The 25379-nt window shown below is 30.8% G+C and carries 17 protein-coding genes and 2 pseudogenes; 12 read left to right on the forward strand and 7 right to left on the reverse strand.

The features are described 5' to 3' along the window. Both nreC and HMPREF2647_RS07620 read left to right on the forward strand, forming a co-directional pair. On the forward strand, positions 1-609 hold a 609-nt coding region (gene nreC / locus HMPREF2647_RS07615), incomplete at its 5' end, for a nitrate respiration regulation response regulator NreC (RefSeq protein WP_176746916.1). Positions 610-865: 256 nt separating this feature from the next. Beyond that, positions 866-2023 carry a nitrate/nitrite transporter gene (locus HMPREF2647_RS07620; protein ID WP_017174955.1) on the forward strand — a complete coding sequence of 386 codons (1158 nt, stop codon included), beginning with the start codon at positions 866-868 and terminating at the stop codon, positions 2021-2023. Positions 2024-2282: 259 nt separating this feature from the next. On the opposite strand, the gene HMPREF2647_RS07625 is transcribed toward HMPREF2647_RS07620, so the two are convergent. Both HMPREF2647_RS07625 and HMPREF2647_RS07630 read right to left on the reverse strand, forming a co-directional pair. Beyond that, the gene (locus tag HMPREF2647_RS07625; RefSeq protein ID WP_002488807.1) at positions 2283-2699 is read right to left on the reverse strand and encodes an Hsp20 family protein; all 417 of its coding nucleotides are present in this window, start codon (positions 2697-2699) and stop codon (positions 2283-2285) included. 233 nt (positions 2700-2932) lie between these two features. Beyond that, positions 2933-3376, reverse strand: coding sequence for a MarR family winged helix-turn-helix transcriptional regulator (locus tag HMPREF2647_RS07630; protein ID WP_002448339.1), 444 nt, complete (start codon positions 3374-3376; stop codon positions 2933-2935). Between the two features lie 281 nt (positions 3377-3657). Here HMPREF2647_RS07630 and HMPREF2647_RS07635 point away from each other — a divergent pair, with 281 nt between their 5' ends. Continuing rightward, complete coding sequence (locus tag HMPREF2647_RS07635) at positions 3658-4017, forward strand: DUF3139 domain-containing protein (RefSeq protein ID WP_049414187.1); 360 nt, start codon at positions 3658-3660, stop codon at positions 4015-4017. 366 nt (positions 4018-4383) lie between these two features. After that, a complete protein-coding gene (locus HMPREF2647_RS07640) occupies positions 4384-5661 on the forward strand; it encodes a cation:dicarboxylate symporter family transporter (RefSeq protein WP_017174953.1) in 1278 nt (425 codons plus the stop codon). Between the two features lie 127 nt (positions 5662-5788). On the opposite strand, the gene HMPREF2647_RS07645 is transcribed toward HMPREF2647_RS07640, so the two are convergent. The 3 genes from HMPREF2647_RS07645 to rsp form a co-directional block, all read right to left on the reverse strand. After that, positions 5789-6142, reverse strand: a complete 354-nt coding sequence (locus tag HMPREF2647_RS07645) for a DUF4889 domain-containing protein (protein ID WP_002448569.1) — start codon at positions 6140-6142, stop codon at positions 5789-5791. 175 nt (positions 6143-6317) lie between these two features. Continuing rightward, positions 6318-6740: a pyridoxamine 5'-phosphate oxidase family protein gene (locus HMPREF2647_RS07650; RefSeq protein ID WP_002448507.1), complete on the reverse strand. Its 423-nt coding sequence runs from the start codon at positions 6738-6740 to the stop codon at positions 6318-6320. Between the two features lie 44 nt (positions 6741-6784). Further along, positions 6785-8890, reverse strand: coding sequence for an AraC family transcriptional regulator Rsp (gene rsp / locus HMPREF2647_RS07655; protein ID WP_002448558.1), 2106 nt, complete (start codon positions 8888-8890; stop codon positions 6785-6787). A gap of 1057 nt (positions 8891-9947) precedes the next feature. Between rsp and HMPREF2647_RS07660 the strand changes: the two genes are divergently transcribed. Next, positions 9948-11390, forward strand: a complete 1443-nt coding sequence (locus HMPREF2647_RS07660; RefSeq protein WP_049414355.1) for a sucrose-specific PTS transporter subunit IIBC — start codon at positions 9948-9950, stop codon at positions 11388-11390. A 41-nt stretch (positions 11391-11431) separates the two neighbouring features. Here the strand turns inward: HMPREF2647_RS07660 and HMPREF2647_RS07665 are convergent, their stop codons facing one another. Both HMPREF2647_RS07665 and HMPREF2647_RS07670 read right to left on the reverse strand, forming a co-directional pair. Beyond that, positions 11432-12373 (reverse strand): magnesium transporter CorA family protein, encoded by a 942-nt coding sequence (locus tag HMPREF2647_RS07665; RefSeq protein WP_002454917.1) that lies wholly within the window; start codon positions 12371-12373, stop codon positions 11432-11434. 24 nt (positions 12374-12397) lie between these two features. Beyond that, entirely contained in the window at positions 12398-13021 is a 624-nt protein-coding gene (locus tag HMPREF2647_RS07670) for a TetR/AcrR family transcriptional regulator (protein WP_002448440.1), read from the reverse strand. Between the two features lie 168 nt (positions 13022-13189). Between HMPREF2647_RS07670 and HMPREF2647_RS07675 the strand changes: the two are divergent. The 7 genes and pseudogenes from HMPREF2647_RS07675 to ebh all read left to right on the forward strand — a co-directional run. Next, a pseudogene (locus HMPREF2647_RS07675) lies at positions 13190-13534 on the forward strand (YhgE/Pip domain-containing protein); the annotation flags it as partial. 109 nt (positions 13535-13643) lie between these two features. Further along, positions 13644-13802 (forward strand): annotated as a pseudogene (locus HMPREF2647_RS11465) (MATE family efflux transporter); the annotation flags it as partial. A 154-nt stretch (positions 13803-13956) separates the two neighbouring features. After that, positions 13957-15204: a copper resistance CopC/CopD family protein gene (locus HMPREF2647_RS07680; RefSeq protein ID WP_017174946.1), complete on the forward strand. Its 1248-nt coding sequence runs from the start codon at positions 13957-13959 to the stop codon at positions 15202-15204. A gap of 16 nt (positions 15205-15220) precedes the next feature. Beyond that, positions 15221-15832, forward strand: coding sequence for a YcnI family protein (locus HMPREF2647_RS07685; RefSeq protein WP_019834837.1), 612 nt, complete (start codon positions 15221-15223; stop codon positions 15830-15832). 130 nt (positions 15833-15962) lie between these two features. Beyond that, positions 15963-16379 (forward strand): DUF2871 domain-containing protein, encoded by a 417-nt coding sequence (locus HMPREF2647_RS07690; RefSeq protein ID WP_019834838.1) that lies wholly within the window; start codon positions 15963-15965, stop codon positions 16377-16379. An 88-nt stretch (positions 16380-16467) separates the two neighbouring features. Beyond that, entirely contained in the window at positions 16468-16869 is a 402-nt protein-coding gene (locus HMPREF2647_RS07695) for a GNAT family N-acetyltransferase (protein ID WP_049382383.1), read from the forward strand. A 401-nt stretch (positions 16870-17270) separates the two neighbouring features. Further along, positions 17271-25379: hyperosmolarity resistance protein Ebh (gene ebh, locus HMPREF2647_RS07700; RefSeq protein WP_070859837.1), on the forward strand; the 8109-nt coding region annotated here is incomplete at its 3' end.

Genomic DNA, 25379 nt, shown 5'->3' on the forward strand with positions numbered 1-25379 from the left:
TTTTCTATGATATTAAACTTTCAAGAAGATATGGAAGTTGTAGCTACGGCAGCTGATGGAGTAGAAGCGTACCAGAAGGTGATGGAATACAAACCGGATGTATTAATTATGGATTTAAGTATGCCACCTGGTGAGTCTGGCTTAATTGCTACTAGCAAAATTTCTGAAAGTTTTCCTGAAACAAAAATATTAATTTTAACAATGTATGATGATGAAGAATATTTGTTTCATGTTTTAAGAAATGGTGCTAAAGGATATATTTTAAAAAATTCACCAGATGAACAACTCATTTTAGCAGTACGAACAGTGTATAAAGGTGAAACGTATATTGATATGAAACTAACAACGTCATTAGTAAATGAATTTGTAAATGTTTCTAATCAAGAAGAAAAAGCCACTAATGATCCTTTCAAAATACTTTCTAAAAGAGAATTAGAAATATTACCATTAATTGCAAAGGGATATGGAAATAAAGAAATTGCTGAAAAATTGTTTGTATCCGTTAAAACAGTTGAGGCACATAAAACGCATATTATGACTAAATTAAATTTAAAATCTAAACCAGAGCTTGTAGAATATGCGCTTAAAAAGAAACTTTTAGACTTTTAAATATATTGAATAACTTAAATAATGACACTTATATTATATTTCACCAACACATGATATTCATGTGTTGGTTTTTCTTTGTCTTATTATTTAAATATAGGGGGATTATTAGAGAGTATAAGGGAAACTCCTTATGTTCATATTTTCACAAAGTGATTAAAATTTAACTGTAATCAGTAATTAATCACACAAATTGGCTATATTGATATGTGATTTAATTATCGATAATAGAAAATAAAACATTGATGAAGGTGAAAAAATGAATAAAACTAAGGGTGGTTTTCAACTTACGTTACAAACTTTAAGTCTTGTAGTTGGATTCATGGCTTGGAGTATTATTTCTCCATTGATGCCATACATTTCACAAGATATTAAAATTAATCCAGGACAGTTATCAATTATTTTAGCGATACCAGTTATCCTAGGATCGATTCTTCGTGTACCATTTGGTTATTTAACAAATATTATTGGCGCTAAATGGGTATTCTTTTGTAGTTTTATTATATTATTATTTCCTATTTTCTTCTTAGGACAAGCCCAATCGCCTAGTATGTTAATGGCGTCTGGATTTTTTTTAGGAGTAGGAGGAGCCATTTTCTCTGTAGGTGTCACTTCAGTTCCTAAATATTTTTCAAAAGACAAAGTAGGATTAGCAAATGGTATTTATGGAATGGGGAACATTGGTACAGCAATTTCATCATTCTTAGCACCTCCTATTGCAGGTATTGTAGGATGGCAAACAACAGTAAGAAGTTATCTTATTATTATCGCTATTTTTGCAATATTAATGTTTTTCCTTGGAGATGCTAAAGAACCTAAAGTTAAAGTGCCTTTAGGCGCTCAAGTTAAAGATTTATCTTCAAACTACAAACTATATTATTTGAGTTTATGGTACTTTATTACATTTGGTGCTTTTGTAGCATTTGGTTTATTCTTACCTAACTATTTAGTTAATAATTTCGGAATAGATAAAGTAGATGCAGGTATTCGATCAGGAGTATTTATCGCATTGGCAACATTCTTACGACCTGTGGGTGGGATTTTAGGAGATAAATTCAACGCGGTTAAAGTCTTGATGATAGATTTTGTTGTGATGATTATCGGTGCAGTTATTTTAGGTATTTCAAGTCATATTGCCTTATTTACTATAGGTTGTTTAACAATTAGTATTTGTGCTGGATTAGGAAATGGACTTATCTTTAAACTTGTGCCATCTTACTTTGCTAAAGAATCTGGTACTGCAAATGGAATTGTTTCTATGATGGGAGGATTAGGTGGTTTCTTCCCACCACTTGTTATCACGTATGTTACTTCATTGACAGGTTCAAGTCATTTAGCATTTATTTTACTAGCTGTATTTGGAATACTTGCTTTTATTACAATGGGTCATCTTTACAAAAAAGAATACGCAAAATAAATAAACAACGTAGTGCACTAGCACTACGTTTGTTTATTAGCTTATGCTAAGTATCTATGTTTTCAATAATCTAATGTAAAATGAAATATGAATACAACGTACTTTGTTTGATGAGAGGTTGAAATAATAACACAAGCTGAAACTACCCTCTAAGAGAGTAAGGCAATAATACGAAGAATTATAAATAAGCCAGTAAATGAATGTCTCATCACTCATTTACTGGCTATTTTTCTGAAAGTTATATCTCAACTTCTTTTATTTATTCTACTGTAATTGTAGTACCTTCGTCTTCTTCAGTGACATTCTTAGGTAAAATCACCACTAAAACACCATCTTCATAACTTGCTTTGATTTGATTTTTATTAATATCTTCGAATTCAAAGCGTCTTACCAATTCTCCGCTTGAGCGTTCACTTAATTGAACACTACCTGTTTGCTCAGATACTTGTTTAATTACTTTAATCGTTAAAGTAGCATGTTCATATTTAAGATGAATGTCTTGTTTCTTTACGCCAGGTAATTCGGCTTCTAGAACATATTGATTTTTTTGACTGTAAACATTTGTTGGGAAGCTTTTTGTTGAAAATTGGTTAAATACTTGTTCACCTAGATCACGAAATACATCTCTTGGATTATTTTTAAAAATAGCTTGATCAAAAAATTCTCTATTATTCATATATGAAATCTCCTTTTCAGAGTAATATGTCATAAAATATATTGAAATTTTACAATATCATTATATAAATAGAGATACTACACGTAAAGTAAAAGCAATTTGAAAGTTTGAAGAATTAAAAAGTGAAAGATGTGGAATAAAGAAACATGACAAAAGACGTCGATATTATGTATTAGTTAGAAAATAAAAGAAAGAAGGAACAATAATTACTTAGCTTTTGTCATGTGTATTAACTATTCAGCATTAGAGCCGAAGTTCTCTGAAATAATATGTCTTAAGCTACTAGCAAGGCCATCCGCTTCATCGTCAGAAATATCAAAATCATTAAACACTTGATTAGAAATTTGCTCTAATACTGGTTTAATGTCTCTACCATTTTGAGTTAATGAAATTTGTAAATTACGTTCATCTTCTTTTTCTCGCATGCGTTGTACGTAACCTTTTTTCTCTAATTTTTTTAAGAGAGGCGTTAAAGTTCCAGAATCTAAGAAGACGCGTTGACCAAGGGACTTAATGTTTATTTTTTCGTCGTTTTCAATAGCCATAAGAACCATAAAACTTGTGTATGTTAAATCATACTCTTTTAGATAGTGAGTATATTTTTTAATTACCTCTTTTGAAGTAACATAAAGTAAAAAACATAATTGTTTACTTAAATAACTGTCCTTTACATACATATTCTTTCCCCCTCAACTTACTTAAAGATAGTATGAACAATAGCTATTGTCAAGACTATTGTTAGAGTAATATATAAGTTTTTTAATAAATTTAAAAGTAAATTTAAATAAGTCTACATATAATTTTAGATTGTTGATTTATTTCAAATTCTAAATTAAATTATTAGTATATTTTGTTACAAAAAAGATGTATCACTTTAAAAAAGTTACTATTTCATTCATAATTATTTAAATGATAAAAGAAGCTATTTTATTGAGTAATATGATGAAGGAGTGCTCTGATGAGTAAGAAGCAAAAGATTATTAGAATTATTATTATATTAGCTATTTCTCTTGTATTAGCTATTGCGTTCTTCTTTGGAACGAAAGCGTATCAAGGGCATAAAAATGTGCAACTTGTAGACAATTATATAGAACAAAAACATTTGAAAGATAAAATTAAATCAGAAAAAACATTATATAGTGCTAAAAGAGGCGTTTATTATAAACAAGTAGTGTTTAAAGACGAACCTAATTTAACATATATCATTCAGCCAATTGGTACACGTAAAGGTATTTTAGTTGAAGGATTTGATACGGAAACCAAGAAAAGTATTAAAGGTGCAAAACATAACTATTTCAACCAAAATTATAAGCCATAATATATAATCAATACGTAGAACCAGAGATATTAATGATGATTACTACTCAAAAAAACAATATCTATAGAAAAATAGATATTGTTTTTTTAAATGAAATTTTTTGTTAAATGGTAAAGGTAAACGAGTTAGTTAAAAAAGATTTTAGAGTAATGTAATTCATTTATAAACCGCTCTTACATTGAGAAGGTTAAAGATAGTGATTGAATTCCAACATCTATATTCTAAAAATATTCTCACTTTTCTGTTTTTAATTAATTATTTTTGCCAAATTAAATATGTATATTATTTAATAGTTTTTAATTTGTTATATCCGAATTTTGAATAATTTGATATAATTAAGCGATGTCAGAAGAAGGGGGTTTCAACGTGACTCTGTTCAAGAGAAAAGTTAGCCTACCTATGCAAGTATTAATTGCATTAGTGCTAGGTGTAGTAATTGGTTTATTATTATTTGGACAAACAGGTGTTGCAAATTATATTAAACCTTTCGGTGACGTTTTCTTAAATTTAATCAAAATGATCATCATCCCAATTGTATTCTGTTCACTTGCTTTATCTATTTCGAATTTAGGGGATTCGAAAAAAATAGGAAGCTATGGATGGAAATCAATTCTTTATTTCGAAATTATTACAACCATCGCCATCGGTTTAGGTTTAATTATTGGTAATATTTTTAAACCAGGAATTGGATTAGATCCTGATAAGTTACCTAAAGGCGATATTACTAAATATCAATCAACTGCGTCTGCCGCAGAACAATCTACATACGGTAACCACTTTATTGATACAATCGTAAATATTATACCAACTAATATTTTTGAAGCTTTAACTAAGGGTGAGTTATTGCCAATTATTTTCTTCGCAGTATTCTTTGGTTTGGGATTAGCTGCGATTGGAGAAAAAGCTGAACCAGTTAAAGGTTTCTTAAACGGTACATTAGAAGCCGTATTTTGGATGATTAATAAAATCTTAAAATTAGCACCAATTGGTGTATTTGCATTTATTTGTACAACTGTTATGACATTCGGTGCTTCAGCTTTAATTCCATTAGCTAAACTTGTTTTAGTAGTTGTGTTTGCGATGATTTTCTTCATTATTGTTGTTTTGGGTATTGTAGCAAGAATTTGTGGAATTAGTATTTTCTCAATCATTAAAATACTTAAAGATGAATTATTACTTGCATTCTCTACTTCAAGTTCTGAAGCAGTGTTACCAGTAATGATGAATAAAATGGAGAAATTTGGTTCACCAAAAGAAGTGACTTCTTTTGTTATACCAATTGGATATTCGTTTAATTTAGACGGATCAGCCTTATATCAATCTATCGCCGCTTTATTTGTTGCTCAAATGTATGGTATTCACTTATCATTATCTGAACAAATCATTTTAATGGTGACATTAATGGTTGCATCTAAAGGTATGGCAGGTGTGCCAGGAGTATCTATCGTAGTGTTATTAACAACATTGGGGGCAATGGGCTTACCAGCTCAAGGTCTTGCGTTAATTATCGGTGTAGATCGTTTGTTAGACATGGTTCGTACATGTGTGAACGTTATTGGTAATGCATTATCTACAGTAGTTATCTCTAAATGGGAACATGTTTATGATAAAGAAAAAGGTAAGAAATATCTAGAATCAATTTAAAAAAAGAAATCTGACATTTTTAGCGTCGCTTGGATAAGCGATGCTTTTTTATTCAAAAAGAAAAAGCGAGATAACTGATTTCAAATGAATGTTATCTCGCTCTTTACACTTTCTAATATATCAAAAACTACATGCCTTTCATATCATGCATTTCATGAATTTTCATCATGAGACCATGTGGCACATCATCATGATTTACTTTTGATACTCTAGAAAATGAATCAGAACCTTTTTCTTTTACTAAAAAGACAAAATCGCCTTTTTTCACTTTTACATTAGTGTTAGATGGTAATTTAACATTTTTCTCTACTTTTTCAGTTTGTTCATTTACCATTTTATCAATAGTGTGACTATCTTTCATATAGCCATAGTATGATTCTTTTTGGTGACCATTTAGCATGACAATGGCTAAAATAATGCTAACAATTAACATAATTGCAATTAAAGCAATTCCTAACCCTAAACCTTTTTTGTTCTTCATTAAGACTCTCCTTAAATATATTAATTTATTTGTACAAAAAATAGAATTAAATTACAATAAAAGTTTCACAAAAATTCAATTGTACTTCAACTAATATAAATGAATCATTATAAATAAGCAAATAAGAGTAGATAGAATTCATGATACATTCTATCTACTCTTATTAAAAATAAAATTAAAGATCAATTGTGATTGGTGTATCAATATCATCATCATTCATTAAAGTAATCGTTTTTGGATTTATTTTTAACACACATAAATTAGGATCCTCTTTGGAATCGAAGAATGTTTTATCTTGTGTTTCCCACAACCAATCAATGACTTTCTGATCTTCTACAATGTCAATACTTGCTTCTATTTCAACAAAACTATTATTTGTTGTTTCATTATATCCTAGTAAAATATATGCTTCTGGATTACTTTGAATTTCTTTTACTTTAGAACTTTTATTGCTTGTTTTTGTATATAAATTAAGACCATCGTTATAGAACACCATATATCTGCTATTCGGTTTATTATTATATGCAGTTGATAATACGCCAATTTTAGAAGTATTTAAAACTTTCTCAATCGCTTGAGTCACTTTTTGTTTGTCCAAACTAATCATCTCCTTATTTTATTAATATCCCTTTAAAATTAATTTTAAACAGATTTGATATAAATATATTTCACTTCATCATGATGCAATGTCATATTAAATGGATGGTTGTTTTCTTCTTGTATAAATAGTTCTGTTTTAGGTTGATTGCATCTATCTAATTGATGAATAATACTTTTTTCGATGTATACAGGTAAATTATCTTGAGACATTAATTGATGAATCGTCCCATGTTCTTTATTTAATGTATTTGCGATAATTAAGCTGTTTTCATTTAATTTATTTAGTATTTGATAATGTTGTTTACTGTCAGACAAGTAGCGATCATTAATTTTATTAAATAAGATAAAATGGTAATTTCCATCTTTTTGACTCATTAAATAATTATTTGAAATATGGATAGGCACATCGATAAATGCTGCAATAAATTGATACAGATGCATAATTGGGAGTAAACTCCCATGTCGATTAAATAATGCAATAAACATCGGATCATCTTCAAAAAGGTGATAGCAAATACCGCCTCCATATTTTAATAGTGCCGTTAAATGACAAACTAAATCTGCTAATTGAAGTGGATGTTTACCGTCATTTGTATACTTAAAGCAACGTAATGATAAGCTACTATAGACAAATTGAGTCGAAGGTATATTAGAATTCTTTATAAAATGAATGTAGTTTTCGAAGTGGGTATTTGCATGAGTAAATCCGCGTTGGTGTTCAATTAATATATTTTTCGTATCAATATTTTCAATGTCAACAAAATAGTAATCAAAATTAAGACGCTTCATTGTATCATAGACCTCTTGTAACTTTTCATACTGATGTAATAATCCTTCCACTAAAACACCATATTTAATCGAACGATTTTTGTTTCTAAGTTTTAAATATGATAGATGGATATCTTGAATAGTCATTGACTTGGTATCAAATACGAGCATAAATCGTACACTTTTTTTATTCCATTTATAATCTTGATTATTTTCTAAAAACGTCATAATTAAATCGTAAAAAGTAGTGAACTCAGATTTATTTTTGATAACGACGGCTAAACTGATATTTTTTTCAAATAATTTTTCGAAGCAGCGATTGAGTAAGGTTCCGTTAATTGAATGTTGATTCATATCACTCATATCATTAATCAAAATGGCTGGTTTAGGTAAATAAGATAAATCGATATCATAATAATCATTAAAAACAAACTGGAATAATTCGTTAATATTTTTAAAATGAATAAATGCCTTTGAAGAACGAGTATGTTGAAGGGCTTCTAATTGCTCAAGATCAATGATAGTCGTTTCGGTAGATAAGTGTTCAGTTGTTTCAAATTGAGAGATTAATTCAAAATACTTAGGTTCAATGTCACTCTTCAATCGTATCGCAGATATATGATCAGAATGATTCAGTTGAGAACGAAATCGTTTTGGACTTAAATTAAGATAATTTTTAAATTGATTAGTAAAATTGGTATGACTACTAAAACCAGATTGTTCAGAAATACTTGTAATAGAGTCATTCGTACAAATGAGTAACCTAATAGCATGATTGATTTTCAAACTTGTATAATAATCTTTAAAATTAATATTCAATATACGTACAAATAAATTTGAACAATATGACTCAGAAATAAGTGCATGTGCTGCAATATCTTGTAGAGAGATATTGGAAGTAATGTGATCATGAATGAATGTAAGTATATTTGTTAAGATATGCTGTTCAACAGGAATCTTTGGAATATATATATGAGGATGTCTAATAACTGCTTCTTTATAAAAAGTTTGTATGATCTTTGGAATCACTTTGTCATCATGATGAGACGTGTTGTACATATGTTCTATATTATTTAAAATGATTGATTTGATAAAATAACTTGATTGTAAGAGATGAGCATCAAAGTGGCAATTAAAAAAAGCAGCGTCTTCAAGATAAAAGTAAGCCATTGGTATTTTGAGCTCAATTAGATTTCTTCCTTTATTAATTTGATATAAATCGCCTTGATTAATGATTGCAATATGATTTGATAATTGATGATATTTTCCATTGATTGTCATTTCTAATTCATTAGTTAAAGAAAATAATATAAGAACATGATTGATGTTTCTCCTAGTCATAGAAGTAATATTTTCATGTAAAAAAAGAGTACTGCTCATAAATAAGTCTCCTCATCTAGTATAGTATTTGTAAGCGGGGATTTAGGTCTGTTTGAATAATAAGAGTTATTATATATGAAAATAAAAGAGATATTAATAGTTAAAAATAAAAAAATTTCGTTTATTTTTAAGTGAAAACGTTAACAATTTTATAGATGCACAATATTATTATTTTTTTTAGAATGTCGCATGAGACTATTGAAAATTTTTAGTAGGTCAATGAAACGAATTTAAATGCATAATAAATATAGATTTTGAGTGAAGAGATATAAGCTATTAAACAATGATTCACTTGAAATTAAAAATGACTAATTCTGTACATACATCACGATACAACATCATTTGAATATATAGCATCAAGAATGAATTTACTTATATATTTGATATGAGTCCCATATATTTAAAATCACTATTTAAATGTATATCAAGACACAACATCTTAGAGCATTAGCAACCGATATACAATAGTTTAATGAAACGAACGATTACGGTATTTTAAATAGAGAAAATGACATCACTCCGTAGAGTAAGCAACTTAGAATAAAAGATGCATGCAAATATAAAAGGTATTAACAGTAGCTAACTATTATATTTAGAATCATTATAACTCCCCAAAAATTTCTATTTAATGTGTAACAATTTTACATCATAACATCTAAATATACTTTTACTTAATTAAACATCACGAAACATATTCAAAGTTAAGAATGTCAGAATTAGTATTAAAAAAACCTGGGACAACATGCGTTGTCCCAGGTTTTTTGATGTATTAGCAAGTAGTAATTAAATTGAAAATACAGTAGATCAAGTTTTAAACTCTAGTAGAGGCGCTCTAGTACAAAGATGTTCATAAAGAAACTAATATCCAACACAAAGTGAGGTTAAATTGTAGAAGTGAGACATTGAATTTTATTTTACTTTCACCTTTTCATTAAATTAAAATATAAATTAAAATTAATTATATAAAATATTTATAAGATATTGCTTTGTTTTTTGGAACCGATTACAATTATATAATGAATATTAAAATGAGTTTCATATATAGGAGGTTAGTAGAATGAGCTATAAGAAATCGGCTGAAGATATATTAGAAGCGATAGGCGGAGAAGATAACTTAGATGCTATGGCCCATTGTGCCACAAGATTAAGACTTGTATTAAAAGATGAAAGTATTATAGATGAAAAAAAGTTATCTGAAATGGATGTAGTTAAAGGAACCTTTTCTACAGGAGGACAATATCAAATTATTATCGGCTCAGGAACAGTCAATAAAGTATTTGCAGAGTTAGAAAAAATAACAGGAAAAGAGCCATCAACAACTGCTGATGTAAAAGACAAATCGTCGAAGCATATGAATCCTTTACAACGTTTTGTTAAGATGTTGTCAGATATATTCGTACCAATTATACCAGCCATCGTTGCCGGTGGATTATTAATGGGTATTAATAATCTACTTACAGCGCCAGATTTATTCTATCATCATAAATCATTTATAGATGTTCATAGTCAATTCGCTGGATTAGCAGATATGATTAATGTTTTTGCTAATGCACCGTTTACACTATTACCTATTTTAATTGGCTTTAGTGCAGCGAAACGATTCGGCGGCAATCCATTTTTAGGTGCAGCGTTAGGAATGATTTTAGTACATCCTTCATTAATGAGTGCATATGATTTTCCTAAAGCAGTTGAAGCGGGTAAGGCTATTCCACATTGGGATTTATTTGGATTACATATTAATCAAGTTGGATATCAAGGACAAGTGTTACCTATGCTTGTGGCAGCCTATATCTTAGCAACTATTGAAAAAGGATTACGTAAAATCATTCCTACTGTATTGGATAATTTATTAACGCCTTTACTTGCAATATTGAGTACAGCATTCTTAACTTTCTTATTTGTAGGACCTATCACTAGACAGCTTGGTTATTGGTTATCAGATGGTTTAACATGGTTATATGAATTTGGAGGTGCAATTGGTGGATTTATCTTTGGATTATTTTATGCTCCAATTGTGATTACTGGTATGCACCATAGTTTTATTGCAGTAGAAACAACTTTAATTGCAGATCAAGCAAAAACAGGTGGATCATTTATTTTCCCAATCGCTACAATGTCAAATGTAGCACAAGGTGGGGCAGCGCTTGCTGCTTTCTTAATTATTAAAAATAATAAGAAACTTAAAGGTGTGGCTTCAGCAGCTGGTATCTCAGCTCTTTTAGGTATTACTGAACCCGCTTTATTTGGAGTTAACTTAAAATTAAGATATCCATTTATTGGTGCAATAACAGGTTCAGCTATAGGCTCAGCCTACATTTCGTTTTTCAAAGTTAAAGCCATTGCTTTAGGTACTGCAGGATTACCTGGATTTATTTCAATTAACCCAGCTCATGCTGGTTGGCTTCATTATTTCATAGGTATGTTTATTGCGTTTATAATTGCAGTGATTGTCACTTTAGTTTTATCACGAAGAAAAGCTTACAAAGCTGCAGCAGAATAAAAAAGTAACCCTTGCGATACATTGCAAGGGTTACTTTTTTATTAAAGTTTTTGCTTACGCCATAAGAAAATACTTACAATAGTGACTAATATTAAAGAGATTCCTACGATAACCAGCCACGAAACGTAACTCTTATCATCAATAGGTAATGGAACGTTCATACCAAAGAAACTAAAGACAAGGGTAGGTAGTGTCAGTAATACCGTGAAAAGCGTTAATGTCTTCATAATATTGTTCATTTCATTTGAAAGTAATGAAGAATACGAAGACGTGATACTTTCTAAAATACCTGTGTATAATTCAGTTGTTTCAATCGCTTGGTTATTTTCAATGACTAAGTCCTCTAACAAATCTTCATCTTCTTCAAAACGTTTAATTGCAGGCAAACGGAATAATTTTTTAATAATCGTATCATTCCCTTTTAAAGCTGCTAAAAAGTAAACCAAACTTTTTTCTACTTCCATTAAACGATAAAGTTGTTTATTCGTAATACTATTTTTCAAATCTCTTTCAATACGGATTCTTGATTTATTTAAAAGACGCAAGTTTCTGTTATAGTGATTTGAAATAGTAAGTAAAATATCTAAAGCAAAGCGACTATGAAATTTTAAATTTACGTTATCTTGTCTTGAATAATTTTCAAGAAATTCATTTTCAGCATCACAAATTGTAAAAATCACACCATTTCCAATCACAATACCTAGAGGAATGGTAACAAATGAGAGAACATGACGATTCGTAGAACTTACAATAGGCAAGTCGACAATAATAAGAGAATAGCCAGTATCTTCATCATATTCAATACGTGCACTTTCATCTGCATCAAGAGGATCACGAATAAAATCTTCTGGCAGATTGTACTGTTCAATTAATTGCTCAATTTCTTCTCTATCAGGTTCGACAACATTTATCCATGATGCAGATTGGTTTATATTTGTTTCAACTATTTCATTAGTAGTTGAGTGTTTATATGCAGTCAACATAATCGATAGTTCCTTTCTTAGTCTTTATTTCGCTGTGTCAATATTTAAAGCTTTATATTGATGCTGAACCATGATTCTTAAAGGTCCATTATAAATAATTTTAAAAATATGATTGGTTAAATCTTCAACTGAAAGACGGTGGGGATCATTCACCCAAAATTTAACAGTAGATATTGTTGCACCAGCAACATAACTATGAAAATATTTTTCTGGTATACCTTCAATCTCATGATTTGTACTAATATATTTTTGCATATTTTCCCCGATTAAGGAATAAATTTTTTCTTCAAGTTTTGACTTCCTATTTAATTGTAAGATCGTTTGATAAAAAGTAATATTATCCGAAATATGTTGAAGCATATTTTTTAAAATAATATTAATAAAATTTTTAGCAGTATCTTCTGGATCTTTTCCCATAATATTATGAAGATGATTTAAGAATGTCATTTGAGAAATAAATTCATCTTCCATATCTGATAATAATAAATATTTATCTTCATAATGTAAATAAAAGGTACCTCTATTAATATCTGCACGATCTGCAATATCTTGAATTGTAATTTTTTCTAATTCCTTTTCATTTAATAATTCGATAAATGAAGACTTAATTGCTGACCTCGTCTTACGAACTCTCCGATCTTCTTTCATTCTGCATCAATCCTTTATAATTAATTAACAATATTAGGCATAATGTTCATTAATTAACGATATGATCATTATTGATTATTGTATTGAAGTGATAACCTCATTATAATTTACAACGTATTAAATATTCAACACATTGTTCAATAAATATAGGGAGGTAAGTAAAAATGAATATTTTTTAAAAGTAAATTACTATGGTTAGCACCAATTGCAGCTATTTTATTATTAGTGATATTCTCTTTAGTGTTTTATCCTGCATTCAATCCAAAACCGAAACAAATACAGATTGCAGTGGTAAATAATGACAAAGGTATAGATATTCAAGGTAATAAAGTGAATATTGGTAAAACAATTGAAGATAAATTAATGGATAGTGATTCTGATATTGTTAAATGGATTAAAGTAGATAAAGAATCAGATATTAAAAAAGGGCTTAATGATCATGAATATTACGGCGCAGCTATTTTTAATAAAAATTTTTCAAAAAATGCAATGAGTAAAACGCAGTTGATTATTTGAAAAAAGGTGTATTATATTATTTAGATATCTAACTAAATGAGATATGCAAAAATGGAATATAATTATTAATATTGGATTAGTGTGTTAGCATATAAAATGAAACACTATTCTGATACTATTTATATTAAATGCGTTGTTTGGTTTAACAGGGGCTGTATGGTCATTATTAATCGCTAAAACAATTTGTTTACTATTAGCAATGTTTATTGCATGTGTTTTAAGGAATGAGTTAACCTTGGACACACAAGCGTTAGTAGAAGAATAAAATAATTTGATATTAAAGCGAGCTATAAGGGAGGAGATCTCTTATTTAGCCCGCTTTAAATTTATATAAACGATGACATATTACAATAATTATTGTTAAATAAGTTATATTACTTTATTATTGTTAAATGAGTATTTTTTATAGGAGGACGTCAATGGTCATTTTAAAGCGAAGTTCTAAAGTAGCTATAGCGTTATTGATGATGTTCCTATTTTTATTCGTGCCGAGTATGACAAAAATAGCTTCTGCGCACGCTACTTTAGAAAAAACAACCCCAGCACAAAACGGTATCGTATCAAAACAACCAGATACAATCGAATTAACATTTAATGAGCCAGTAAATGCCGAATATTCAGGGATAACGATATATAATGATAAAGGAAAGAAAGTTGCTGATATTAAACCGAGTACAACAGGACATTCAGATACTTTATCTTTCTCAGGCGATCAATTAAAAGAAGGTACACAACAAATTAAATGGCATACTGTATCTGCTGATGGTCATGAAATTAGTGATCAATTTGAATTTTCAGTTGGTAAAAAAACAGCCAATGGTGTAGATACTACTCCTGTTGCATATGAAACGCCTGCATTTTGGTTTGGTGTGTTTAGATATATCGCTGAAGGCGCAACAATTATTTTAGTTGGTTTATATTGGTTAAACGGTATTGCACGTAGAAATAATTTATCAACATTTGATATTTTCCCTAGACATGTCGCTGTATCATTGATCATGATGATGGCATATATTATGTCACTTGTACTTTATCTGATGACTCTATCATCTGATATTTTGGATTCAGTTTTAACATTTAATCCAAGTGTCTTAATTCAATTCCCATATATACTGAGCGCTGTTGCTTTAATTATTTTAAGTGGATTATTTGTATTAAGAAATATGGAACGAACATGGTATTGGGCTATTTCGATAATTATGATTTTAGCTTTAAGTATGTCAGGACATGCTTGGTCTCAAAGTGTTCCTGTTTGGTCAATTATACTTAGAACATTACACTTAGCTGGTATCAGTTTATGGCTAGGCGCATTAATTTATTTGTTTTCTTCAGTATTTACTAAAAAACGAGATGCAGTTGATTTATTACGCGAAATCTTATTTAAAGTGAATGGAGCTGCTGTTGTAGTTATCATTATTACAGGTATATTAATGTCGATTGATGAAACTAAAATTTTATCAATATGGTCTAATATGCAAACATGGACAATATTATTAATAATTAAAATCGCAGGAACATTAATGATGATGGCTTTAGGATTTATGCAAACAACGCGCGCCTTAAACAAACGTTATAGAATTAATAAAGTCTCTTTAATCGTAGAAGTTTCTATTGGTATTATTTTAATACTTGTTGGTGTTATTATGAGTCAAATTAATATTCCATAAAAGGAGATTGTAAAATATGCTTAAAAAATTATTTGCTTCAGGTTTAGTGTTCTTCTTTTCATTAGGTTTATTTAAATATGCTGATGCACATGTGACGATAAATCCAAAAGCAGTTGAACCTGGATCTTACGAAAAAGTGGATGTTCGAGTGCCTGTTGAACAAAAAGATCATACTGAAAAAGTCGAATTAGATATTCCAAAAGAAGTACAAGTGTCAAATATTCAACCTGTAGAAGGATATAAATATAGTTTAGATAAAGACAAAAAAGGTAATATCACAAAAATCACTTGGAAAGCGAAAGATAAAGGCATTGGTCCTAATGAATTTATCGAATTCCCACTTCTTGTAGCAAGTCCTAAAGAAGAAGGCACATATTCATTTAAAGCTGTGCAGACATATGATAATAAAGATAAAGTAAAATGGACGGGCAAAGCGAATAGTGAACATCCTGCTCCAACATTGGAAGTGGAAAAAAATGCAAATGCTGACACTGTTAAAGGAGACAATGCTAAAAAAGATGAAAGAACTCAATCATCTTCAGGTGGTTCTATCGCATTGTGGATTATTTCACTTGTTGCCATTATTTTATCTTTAGTTGCATTATTTAAACATGCAAGAAATAAATAAGACATATAATAAAGTGACTTCTAGTGCTTGCTAGAGGTCATTTTTTCGTAACATGATTTGATTACAAAATTTTGTCACTTTAAAGACGAAGATAATCGATTATAATAATTGAAGTAAGGGAGGATTTTTTATGCGCAGATTATTATATGCTTTTTTAGTCTATATGATTATTGGACTTGTAAGTGGATTTTACTACAGAGAGTTAACGAAAGCACATGATTTTACGGGCGATACGCAACTAGCTCTTGTTCACACACATACATTAATATTAGGTATGTTTATGTTTTTAATTTTACTTCCGCTTGAAAAAGTATTTAAGTTAAGTAGTTATTATTTATTTAATTGGTTCTTCATTGTATACAATATCGGTGTTATTGTTACTGTGGGAATGATGCTGACAAAAGGTACTTACCAAGTCACTGGAAAAAGTTTTTCACCAGAAGCATTTGCTGGATTTGCAGGTATCGGTCATACAGGAATGCTTGCTGGCTTATTATTACTTTTCTTTTTACTAAGACAAGCCATTTTAAAAGAACAAAGAGATTAAAATAATAATTTGAGACACAATAGATTTAAACCTATTGTGTCTTTTTTTATAATTAAGCATAAAGAGACTACAAGAGGAGGACGTCTTAATGATTCATTATTCAAATCATCCGCCAAATGTTAAAGATTATTGTGAATTAAGAGTAAAAGCGGGCATGAGTCCTAAATCAGAAACAGCAGCACAAAAAGGATTACCCCATGCATGCTTTAATATTACTATTTATGAAGAATCAACATTGATTGGGATGGGTAGAGTCATTGGAGATGGGGGAACTGCATTTCAGATTATAGATATTGCTGTGCATCCATATTATCAAGGACAAGGTTTTGGGAAAGAAATCTTAAAACAAGTGATGGCATTTATTGAAAATCATGCAGAAAAAGGGACATATGTCAGTCTGATTGCAGATTATCCAGCTGATCAATTATATAAGAAGTTTGGATTTCAATCTACCGAACCAAAATCTGGTGGAATGTTTAAAAAATATTAAAGAAAAAAGATGAGATTAAATTAAATTTCTTTTAAGTTCGTTATTTTATGTCTAGATTACGCTTTACGTAAATATTCTAAATAAAAATCTCTAGGTAATGGCTTCAAGATTAAAAAAGATAAGCGAATTTTTAATAAGCTAAATAAATTCTGAAACAATTATTTGAAGTGCGTCTAGTATATAAATTAAATAAATTATTTAATAAAATATTCATAAAATAATATACACATATAAAATGAATGATGATAATATATAAATGAACAAATACACCTATTGTTCAGTACAATATAGTAAATGATTGTGAAACATTGAGTCGTAATATAGTTTTTAAATAAAAATGTTTCATCATTTGCATCTATACAGCTAAGAATAAACATCAAGAATAGGAGTGAATAATCACTGTGAATTATCGAGAAAAATTACAGAAGTTTAGTATACGCAAATATACAGTCGGTGCTTTTTCAACTGTTATTGCGACATTAATTTTCTTAGGTTCACCTCAAGCACACGCCAGTGAACAACTACAAAAAGATGGGCAAGTGATTCAAGCAAAAGCTAGAGGCCAAGAACAAACTTCAAATGAGACAAGTAACAAGCAAGTTCAATCTAGCACAGAACCCAAAGCTTCACCTGTATCTGAGAGTCAAAAAGCAAACAATGAAACTTTAAATAAAGTTCAGACGACAGATACATTAACAAATAGTTTAACATCATTTTCATCTCAAAACGAAAACAAAGATACATCTCACACAACAACAGATTTAAAAGAAAATAATGAAGTTCAACCTCAAAAAAATAAATCAGATGATAATAGTCTAGCCGAGGTGAATGAAGGGCATAGTCCTCGTGACAACCGTACTCGTTACGAAGATAGAGAAGCATCAGATGATACCCTAGTATCTTCAACTTTAACAACAATTGATGCTGATAAACTTCAAGCAGCGTATGACCGTTCTTACGCTGAATATCGAAAAATTGATAGAGAACAATCTGATAATAAAAAAGTTGCTAAAATTAAAGCAACATTTGACAAAGTTAATGACTTTTTTAGTACTAATGATAATACAAACCAAGCATTAATAAATGAATTATATAAAGAAATAGAACAAGCTAACGCTTTAATCGGTTCATTACCACAACGACAAGTAAGTACAATCAGTACAAGAGCAAATAGAGAAGCACGTGCTGTAAGATCAAGTAGACGTCCTGTACGTGGACAAGGTGGGACGAGACCCCCTAGCAATACTGCTAATACTTATACACCACCAGTAGTTCATAACTCTAGACCAAAACCTGGCTCAAAAGTAAAAAAGAATTCAGATTTGTATAATAATGCTAAAAAAGAATGGTATGTAGAAAATGAAAATGATGGTTCCGGTTATTGGTCAGGAACGTTTTTACATGCAACGAATAAAAGTGCACCATATTACGCTACACGTTCTCATTATCGAAATATGAGTCCATCTAGTGTTAGAGGTATTGCAGAAATTTCATCAATTAGACAAAATGATGGATATTTATGGACGATTAATTTTAATAAGTATCATATTAAACGTAATGGCATGGTATTTTGGTTTGGTTTACCTAAAGGTCAAACGCCAACGGGACCAGTACGTTTTACTACCACAGATGTAAATGGTCATGAAACATCATCATCTGGTACTGGAGACGGTAGAGATCAAGCATTATCAAGAATGTGGGATTCTGCTGGTGGTATTACTTCTAGTGCATATAATTTCAGACAAGGAAATCCTTTGAATAGAAGTGAGTTCTATAACGATTCAGTTAATCATATTTATAATTTAGGGGATTTTGCACGTGGTAATGAAAATCAACCATTTACATTCTTTGAAAGAGAAGGTGTTCCAAATAAAATTAAAGTAGCTGGAGACGATATTTATCGTTATTTAACTGGGCAAGTAGATCATAATCAAGGTATTGATCATATCTATGCATTTCAAGCTAGAGGAACAGATAGTTATACCATTCAATTTAAAACGTCTGGTAGCTCACAAGATAGATTATATTATGCAGCAGGTGGTAGAGGGATTGAATTTAATGAAATCAACAACTATAACCAATTATATTTAGAGCCGCTAGAACAGTATAATGATCGTAAAACTAAAATTGTAGATGTTATCGATCGCGTACTGCATATTGACCATGTTGAATCAGCTTATGATGTGCCAGAGCGTAGAATAATGAAAAAACATTACTTAGATGGCGATTTCGCTACACACGAATATGCTGAAGATGTTTCAAGTTATCTAAGTAACCCTAGTGATCATGTAATGGGTTTATTCCCTAGAGTGCCTACTGATCGTTATAGAGGTAATTTTGGTGTAAATCCGCTTAACTCTTATGAAATTCATGAAATGTTTTCTGAAGAAAAATTAAAAGAGGCTGCGAGAACAGGAAGACCAATTGAAATTTTTGTTGGGTTTAATGTAAGTGATGCATACCATAATGGTGAAACAATCAAAAAAGTAAATTTATTTGTCAAACCAAAGTTAGAACAATCTATTGGATTCTATTCAGATAATGCACCCGATAATAAAGAGAATTCACCTGAATCACAAGCTGCACATCATGCTGTCTTTTTACAACAAGAAGGTCAAATGCTTAATACAGTGACTAATGGTAATAGTAAGGATTATCATCAAAATATTCGGATTCAATTTAAAAGTAACGAGTCTGCAAATGTATGGGAAATCTCTGGATATCCACCCTCTCTACGAATTGAAGATGCAGTAGATAGACCCAATACAGAACTTGAGAAAAATAAAGTATTGGTTGGTCAATTGCCACCAGGACGCCATGTGATGACAGCGAGAATTGGTAATGAAACTAAAATCTTTGAAGTCATTGCCAAACCCAATCCGCCAGTTATTTCAACACTTGCGGCACAATTAGGACAAAAAGGTGGTAAAAAACCAACTATTACAGTGACACATGTACCACAAGATGAGAGAGCAAAAGTACGTTTAGTTTCAGGTGGTACAGATGGTGCAGGTCCTGGCACATCACCTTTAGGCTATACTGTACTCGCAGAAAAGATGGCAAACTTAGATGGCACGGTGACATTTGAAGAAAGTGATTATACTAATCCTTTACCTAATAATGGGGTTATTAGAGCAATTACATACTATGAAGATCCAGTGCAATCCAACTTTAGTAATTCGATTAATGTAGGACTAGATACTACACCGCCAACTTTTGGTGACGTAAGAGGCCTTCAAGATAAATATTATCGTGGAGATAACGTTAATATTTCAATTCCTGTTTCTGACAATGCATATGGTTTAGGTGTGGAAGATGCATCTATCACTGAAAATAGTGGTTTACAAGCAGTATTTAATAGAGATAATTCTGGAGACGCAGGTACTTTAGTGATTACTGGAACGATTTCTAATAATGCAACATGGAACAGTGATATTCTTGTTCAACCTGTAACACATGATAGAGCAGGTAATAATACTAATGTAAGTCCATATCATCTTCATATTGGAAAGTTATCAGATGATAAACCAGTTCAGTTATTTAGCCAGCAAGAATTGAAAACAGTGGGTAATCCTAATAGTATTTCGCAAAGCGAAAGAAATGATATCATTAACTCGCTTAAAGCTAAAAATAGTAGTTTGACATCATTTTTAAGTACACTTAACCCGTATATGGTTGGTAATGATGGTAGAGTAGTCTTGACATTTAAAGATAGTTCGACTCGTATCATTGATCCGACTCAAGTGATTACATATAGACCACAACGTAAATCAATATATACTGAACCAGGTAGTTCAAATACAAAAGAAGCATTTATTACAATTGCTAAAGGTCAAGAGTATACAATTGGACCTGATTTAAGAAAATATTTCTCATTAAGTAATGGACAAGATATTCCTAATAATGCATTTACAACTATTAATGGTAGTTCAATACCATCAGCTCAAGCAATGAGTCGTCTAAATGCAGGTGTTTATACTTATAACGTAGATGCATTAAATGCTTACAACCATAGTTCAGAACGTTTGACAATTAAAGTTAACGTAGTTGATGTCAATACATTAGCAGAAAATCAACGTGTTTACCGTTCAACAACTAAAAATTTAAGTAATGATGAAATTACACAAGTTAGAAATGCCTTTAAAGCTGCTAATCCGCAATTAAATTTAAATGATAGTGATATCAGAATTGAAAACGATGAACCTTTAAGTAATCATCCAAGTCGTGTAAGAGTAACGATTACTAAAGGTGAATTAACAAAACAATTCATTTCAACATTTGATCATATGGATTTCTTAAAATGGATAAATTTACGTAATGATTATACTGTGACTTGGACAAGTCAAAAACTTAATGGAAGAAGCACAGATGGTGGATTTGAGTGGTCTCCAGATGGTAAAACAATAATTTATCGTTATGATGCAACGATTGGAAGAAGAATAACAGGCAATGACGTATTATCACTTTTAAGAGCAACGCCTAAACATGCAGGGTTGAGAAACCATATAGAAGGTCAAGAGAAAATATTAGCAGAATCAGGCTCAGCTCGTGGATTTAAACCTGTAGGATATTCTAAAGGGAATAGTATATATTCGGATGGAGAACATCCATTTACATATGATGGTCAACCTATTCAAGTATTAGACATAGTTGACAGCAATACTGGATATAGCAACTCTGCCGTTGCACGCAGTGACTATAGACATACAAGCAGCAATTCAACAGTGATGAGTGGTGATATTCCAGCCATGAATGGCGCTGCTGGTTTCCATTTAGATAAAGTGCTTAAACAAAATGGTACTGATAATGGAATTATGGGTGCGGTAGATAAACAACAATTGTATTTAACGCCTTATGGTGCAAAAAGCTATATTGAACGCCTTGGACAATCAATGTCATCAACAGACAATGTGATTAATATCGTATTTGTACCAACTGATAAAGTAACGCCAAATATTGTATTAGATAATTATAATGATCATGTTGTATTTTCAGGAGAAACTTTCAGAAATACACTTACATTAACTGATAACTTTGGTATTAAAAATGTTACTGTACCTAATGACAGTCAAATACCTATGAATGTATTAAATCATTCAACATTAAGTGGTGTTGCCCCTAATGTATCTACCCCAATGTCTAAACAAGTGAAAGTTAAAGTAACAGATGGTAGTGATAACGAAACAACGGCTGTATTTAATGTATTAATCAAACCATTAAAAGATAAATATAGTGTCATGACAACTGCTGATGAGTCGCATCCAATACGTATAGCGAATATTAGTAACAATGCAAGTTTATCTGAGACAGATAGACAAGCTATTTTTAACAGTTTAGATATTTCGAAATCAATTACCAATAGAAATTACGTTACAGAGGGCAGTAATGAAATAAGAAGTAGAGAAATTAGTAATGTTCATCGTTCAGGTAATAATGCAAATGTTGAAGTGACTATCACTTATGCAGATAATTCAAGAACATCCATTACTGTACCAGTAAAACATGTCATTCCTAATATCAGAGGAATAGAATTATTTACAGTACAAGGTCAGCCATTCCCAAGTGGTAAAGGAACAAATAATAATGACTTCTTCGTTATAAACAATGATCAACCTTTGACAGATGCTACTGTGACTTGGATTGGTAATGGACCAGATATTAACTCTACAACAGTAGGTGTCCCACAAATTTTAAGAGCAAACATCTTATTTGATGGTGAAACAACACCCATTGAAAAAGAAGCACACTATAGAGTAGTTAAAGCGAAACCAAAAAGAGTATATCAAACAACAATAAATGGTAATTTCTTATCTGCAAATGAAGGCTCGTCATCTAATGTAGGAGCATTTGTAGAAGGTATTGCAAATTATTTACCATCGGGTACGAACTTCGATTGGGCACCTGGTTCTGGACGACCTTTATCAAATAGTCCAGGTGTTTTCACAGAAACAATTAATGTGATATATCCTAACGGTCAAGTAGACCCAGTTAATGTATTGTTTAAAGTGAAACCAACTACGCCTTCAATTGATGCTTTAAGTACAAAATATAAAGCTGATTTATCTGGACAATCTATTAAAGTAAATAATGTTCCACATAATGCACAGGTTAAACTATATACTGAAGATGGTAGAGAAATGAGTAATACAACTATGACTAGAAATCGTGATGGTTCAGTGTCTATTACAATTCCAGGAGTATTACCACTTGGTAATATTAAAGCTAAATCAATTATCACGGTTGATCATGTAACGATTACTGAACAAAATAATAGTGGTTCTGTTGTGAACTCAACACGTTCAGAATCAATAGAATCAGATTTAAGTGCATCTTCACCTGTAACAAAACAACTTGAAGCGGTAGACGGCGGATTAAAATTTGTTAAAGGGGACAACATTGATTTAAATAATCCTAGAACTTACATTAAATCTAATTCAGATATCATACGAGTAGAATGGGAACAGAATGCTAATCAATGGAAAAACACAATTGGTACTACAACTAAACGCGCCATTGTCACATTGAGTAATGGAGAAACGAGAACAGTTTCTATTCCAGTAACCATTTATGCACCAGCCACTGCTAAAGCACCACAACGTGATGTGGTCGGTCACGCGTTAACTTATGGCGATGACGCAGCAAATTATGTGACATTTGAAAATAATTATATGAATGGGGCTACAGTGACTTGGAAAAATAATAATGCTCCAAGTAATAATATTGCTGGCGTTCAAAGCTTAACTGCTGAAGTAAGGTATAACGGTATTAATCACGTATATAATGTCCCAGTAAAAGTATATGAATATAAATATAAATTTAAAAAATCAGAGTATAGTACGATTGTAGGAACAAGTTTTGAAGGAAATGGAAATATTAATAATTATGTAGCATTAGAAAATGCGAATGGTTTACCTACAGATGGTTTCCATTTTGTTTGGACTCAAAACACCACAGCTTCTCATAGCGACCAATGGTCAAATTTAGCACATCCAAATCAAGCTTTTAAAAAAGAAGCGAGATTTGAAGTATTAGATAACCAAAACCACGTATTCTTTACTTCTGATCCAGCAATATTTAAAGTGACAAATGCAGTTCCAAATCCAGCAACTGTTACACAAAATGATGTTGGTGATGTAGTCATTTCACCAGGGGTAGGTAAAAACTTAGGCGTTAATGCTGGAAATATAATTGTAAATCCAGATAGAATTACTGTTAAAAAAGGAAATCAAGTTATTGGTACATTTGTCAAAAATAATACAGGCAAATGGGCAAAAGCTAGTGATTCTATAAACACACCTGGTTTATCAGTTTCTCCAGATGGTAATGAAATTATTTATGACAAAATGTCAGTTCCAAATGATACATTGATTAACACCGAATCAACGACAGGTAATGGAGAATTGACAAGTGAAGCTGCTACAAGTGCAACTTATAAAGTTAAGCCAGCAACACCATCTAACACAACATTTGCATTTAAACAAAATGGTGAGTTCGAAGTTATTCCAAACAATGCTAATGCATCAACAACAAAAAATCCTACAGATAAAGTTAAAATTAGCTATGTTGAAAAAATGGGTAATAGTGCAGAACAATCTAGAGAATTAATTGTAACTAAAAATAATCAAAATCGATGGTCGATGAATAATCAGCCAGATTATGTGATATTTGATTCTATAACAGGTAAAGTGACATTTAAAGCTAATTCTTTAAAACCACATGTACTGATTAATACAGAATCTATTGCTGGAAATGATGATAATTTTAGCCATAATACTGTTGGAGTTGTGGGACCTGATCATCATGATGTTATCATTCATGAGATAGTCAAAGAACCTGGGGAAAGAGTTAGTAATGAGGAACTTAATAATGCAATTAGTGTAGATAATAAAGATCATGCTAATGTAAACGAAGGAGTAAGTTTACCTACAAATTTACAGAGTGATACAACGCAAGCAGTACCAACACGTATTACTTATAGAGATGGAAGTATAGAAATTGTAAATGTACCAATTAGAACCCATGCAGATAAATCGAGTATTAGAAATACTTTACCTAAACTTGACGCACAAGGAGACACTAATGGTAAAACACCATCAAGTGTGAGTGCATATAATAATGAAATGCAGCATTTACATGATGAAATTGAAGCAGTTCGAAGAAAAGCTAATGAAGTGTTATCAAATGATAGAGCAACAAATACTGATGTTGCAAATGTGACAAATAATATTAATGATGTCTCATTGAAAATTCAACATGCAATTTCATTACTACAAAATAAAGCAGATAATAGTGCTTTAGTTGAAGCAAAACGTCAACTTGATGAAGCAACGGCAGAACAAGACCCAACACCAGGAATGACGCAAGCAACAGCAGATAATTATAGAGCGAAAAAAGCAGAAGCAGAGCGAATTAGTGCAGAAGCCCAAGGCGTGATTAACAATGGAGATGCGACAGCTGAAGAAATCAGAAATGAGAAAGCGAAAGTAGAAGAAGCATTAACTCAATTAACT

It is taken from the genome of Staphylococcus sp. HMSC035D11, from assembly GCF_001836075.1.
Taxonomy (GTDB): domain Bacteria; phylum Bacillota; class Bacilli; order Staphylococcales; family Staphylococcaceae; genus Staphylococcus; species Staphylococcus hominis.

Excerpts from the sequence above, each read along its gene's own strand:
- HMPREF2647_RS07620 (WP_017174955.1), top strand. The coding sequence starts at position 866 with ATGAATAAAACTAAGGGTGGTTTTCAACTTACGTTACAAACTTTAAGT.
- HMPREF2647_RS07625 (WP_002488807.1), bottom strand. The coding sequence starts at position 2,699 with ATGAATAATAGAGAATTTTTTGATCAAGCTATTTTTAAAAATAATCCA.
- HMPREF2647_RS07630 (WP_002448339.1), bottom strand. The coding sequence starts at position 3,376 with ATGTATGTAAAGGACAGTTATTTAAGTAAACAATTATGTTTTTTACTT.
- HMPREF2647_RS07635 (WP_049414187.1), top strand. The coding sequence starts at position 3,658 with ATGAGTAAGAAGCAAAAGATTATTAGAATTATTATTATATTAGCTATT.
- HMPREF2647_RS07645 (WP_002448569.1), bottom strand. The coding sequence starts at position 6,142 with ATGAAGAACAAAAAAGGTTTAGGGTTAGGAATTGCTTTAATTGCAATT.
- rsp (WP_002448558.1), bottom strand. The coding sequence starts at position 8,890 with ATGAGCAGTACTCTTTTTTTACATGAAAATATTACTTCTATGACTAGG.
- HMPREF2647_RS07660 (WP_049414355.1), top strand. The coding sequence starts at position 9,948 with ATGAGCTATAAGAAATCGGCTGAAGATATATTAGAAGCGATAGGCGGA.
- HMPREF2647_RS07665 (WP_002454917.1), bottom strand. The coding sequence starts at position 12,373 with ATGTTGACTGCATATAAACACTCAACTACTAATGAAATAGTTGAAACA.
- HMPREF2647_RS07670 (WP_002448440.1), bottom strand. The coding sequence starts at position 13,021 with ATGAAAGAAGATCGGAGAGTTCGTAAGACGAGGTCAGCAATTAAGTCT.
- HMPREF2647_RS07680 (WP_017174946.1), top strand. The coding sequence starts at position 13,957 with ATGGTCATTTTAAAGCGAAGTTCTAAAGTAGCTATAGCGTTATTGATG.
- HMPREF2647_RS07685 (WP_019834837.1), top strand. The coding sequence starts at position 15,221 with ATGCTTAAAAAATTATTTGCTTCAGGTTTAGTGTTCTTCTTTTCATTA.
- HMPREF2647_RS07690 (WP_019834838.1), top strand. The coding sequence starts at position 15,963 with ATGCGCAGATTATTATATGCTTTTTTAGTCTATATGATTATTGGACTT.
- HMPREF2647_RS07695 (WP_049382383.1), top strand. The coding sequence starts at position 16,468 with ATGATTCATTATTCAAATCATCCGCCAAATGTTAAAGATTATTGTGAA.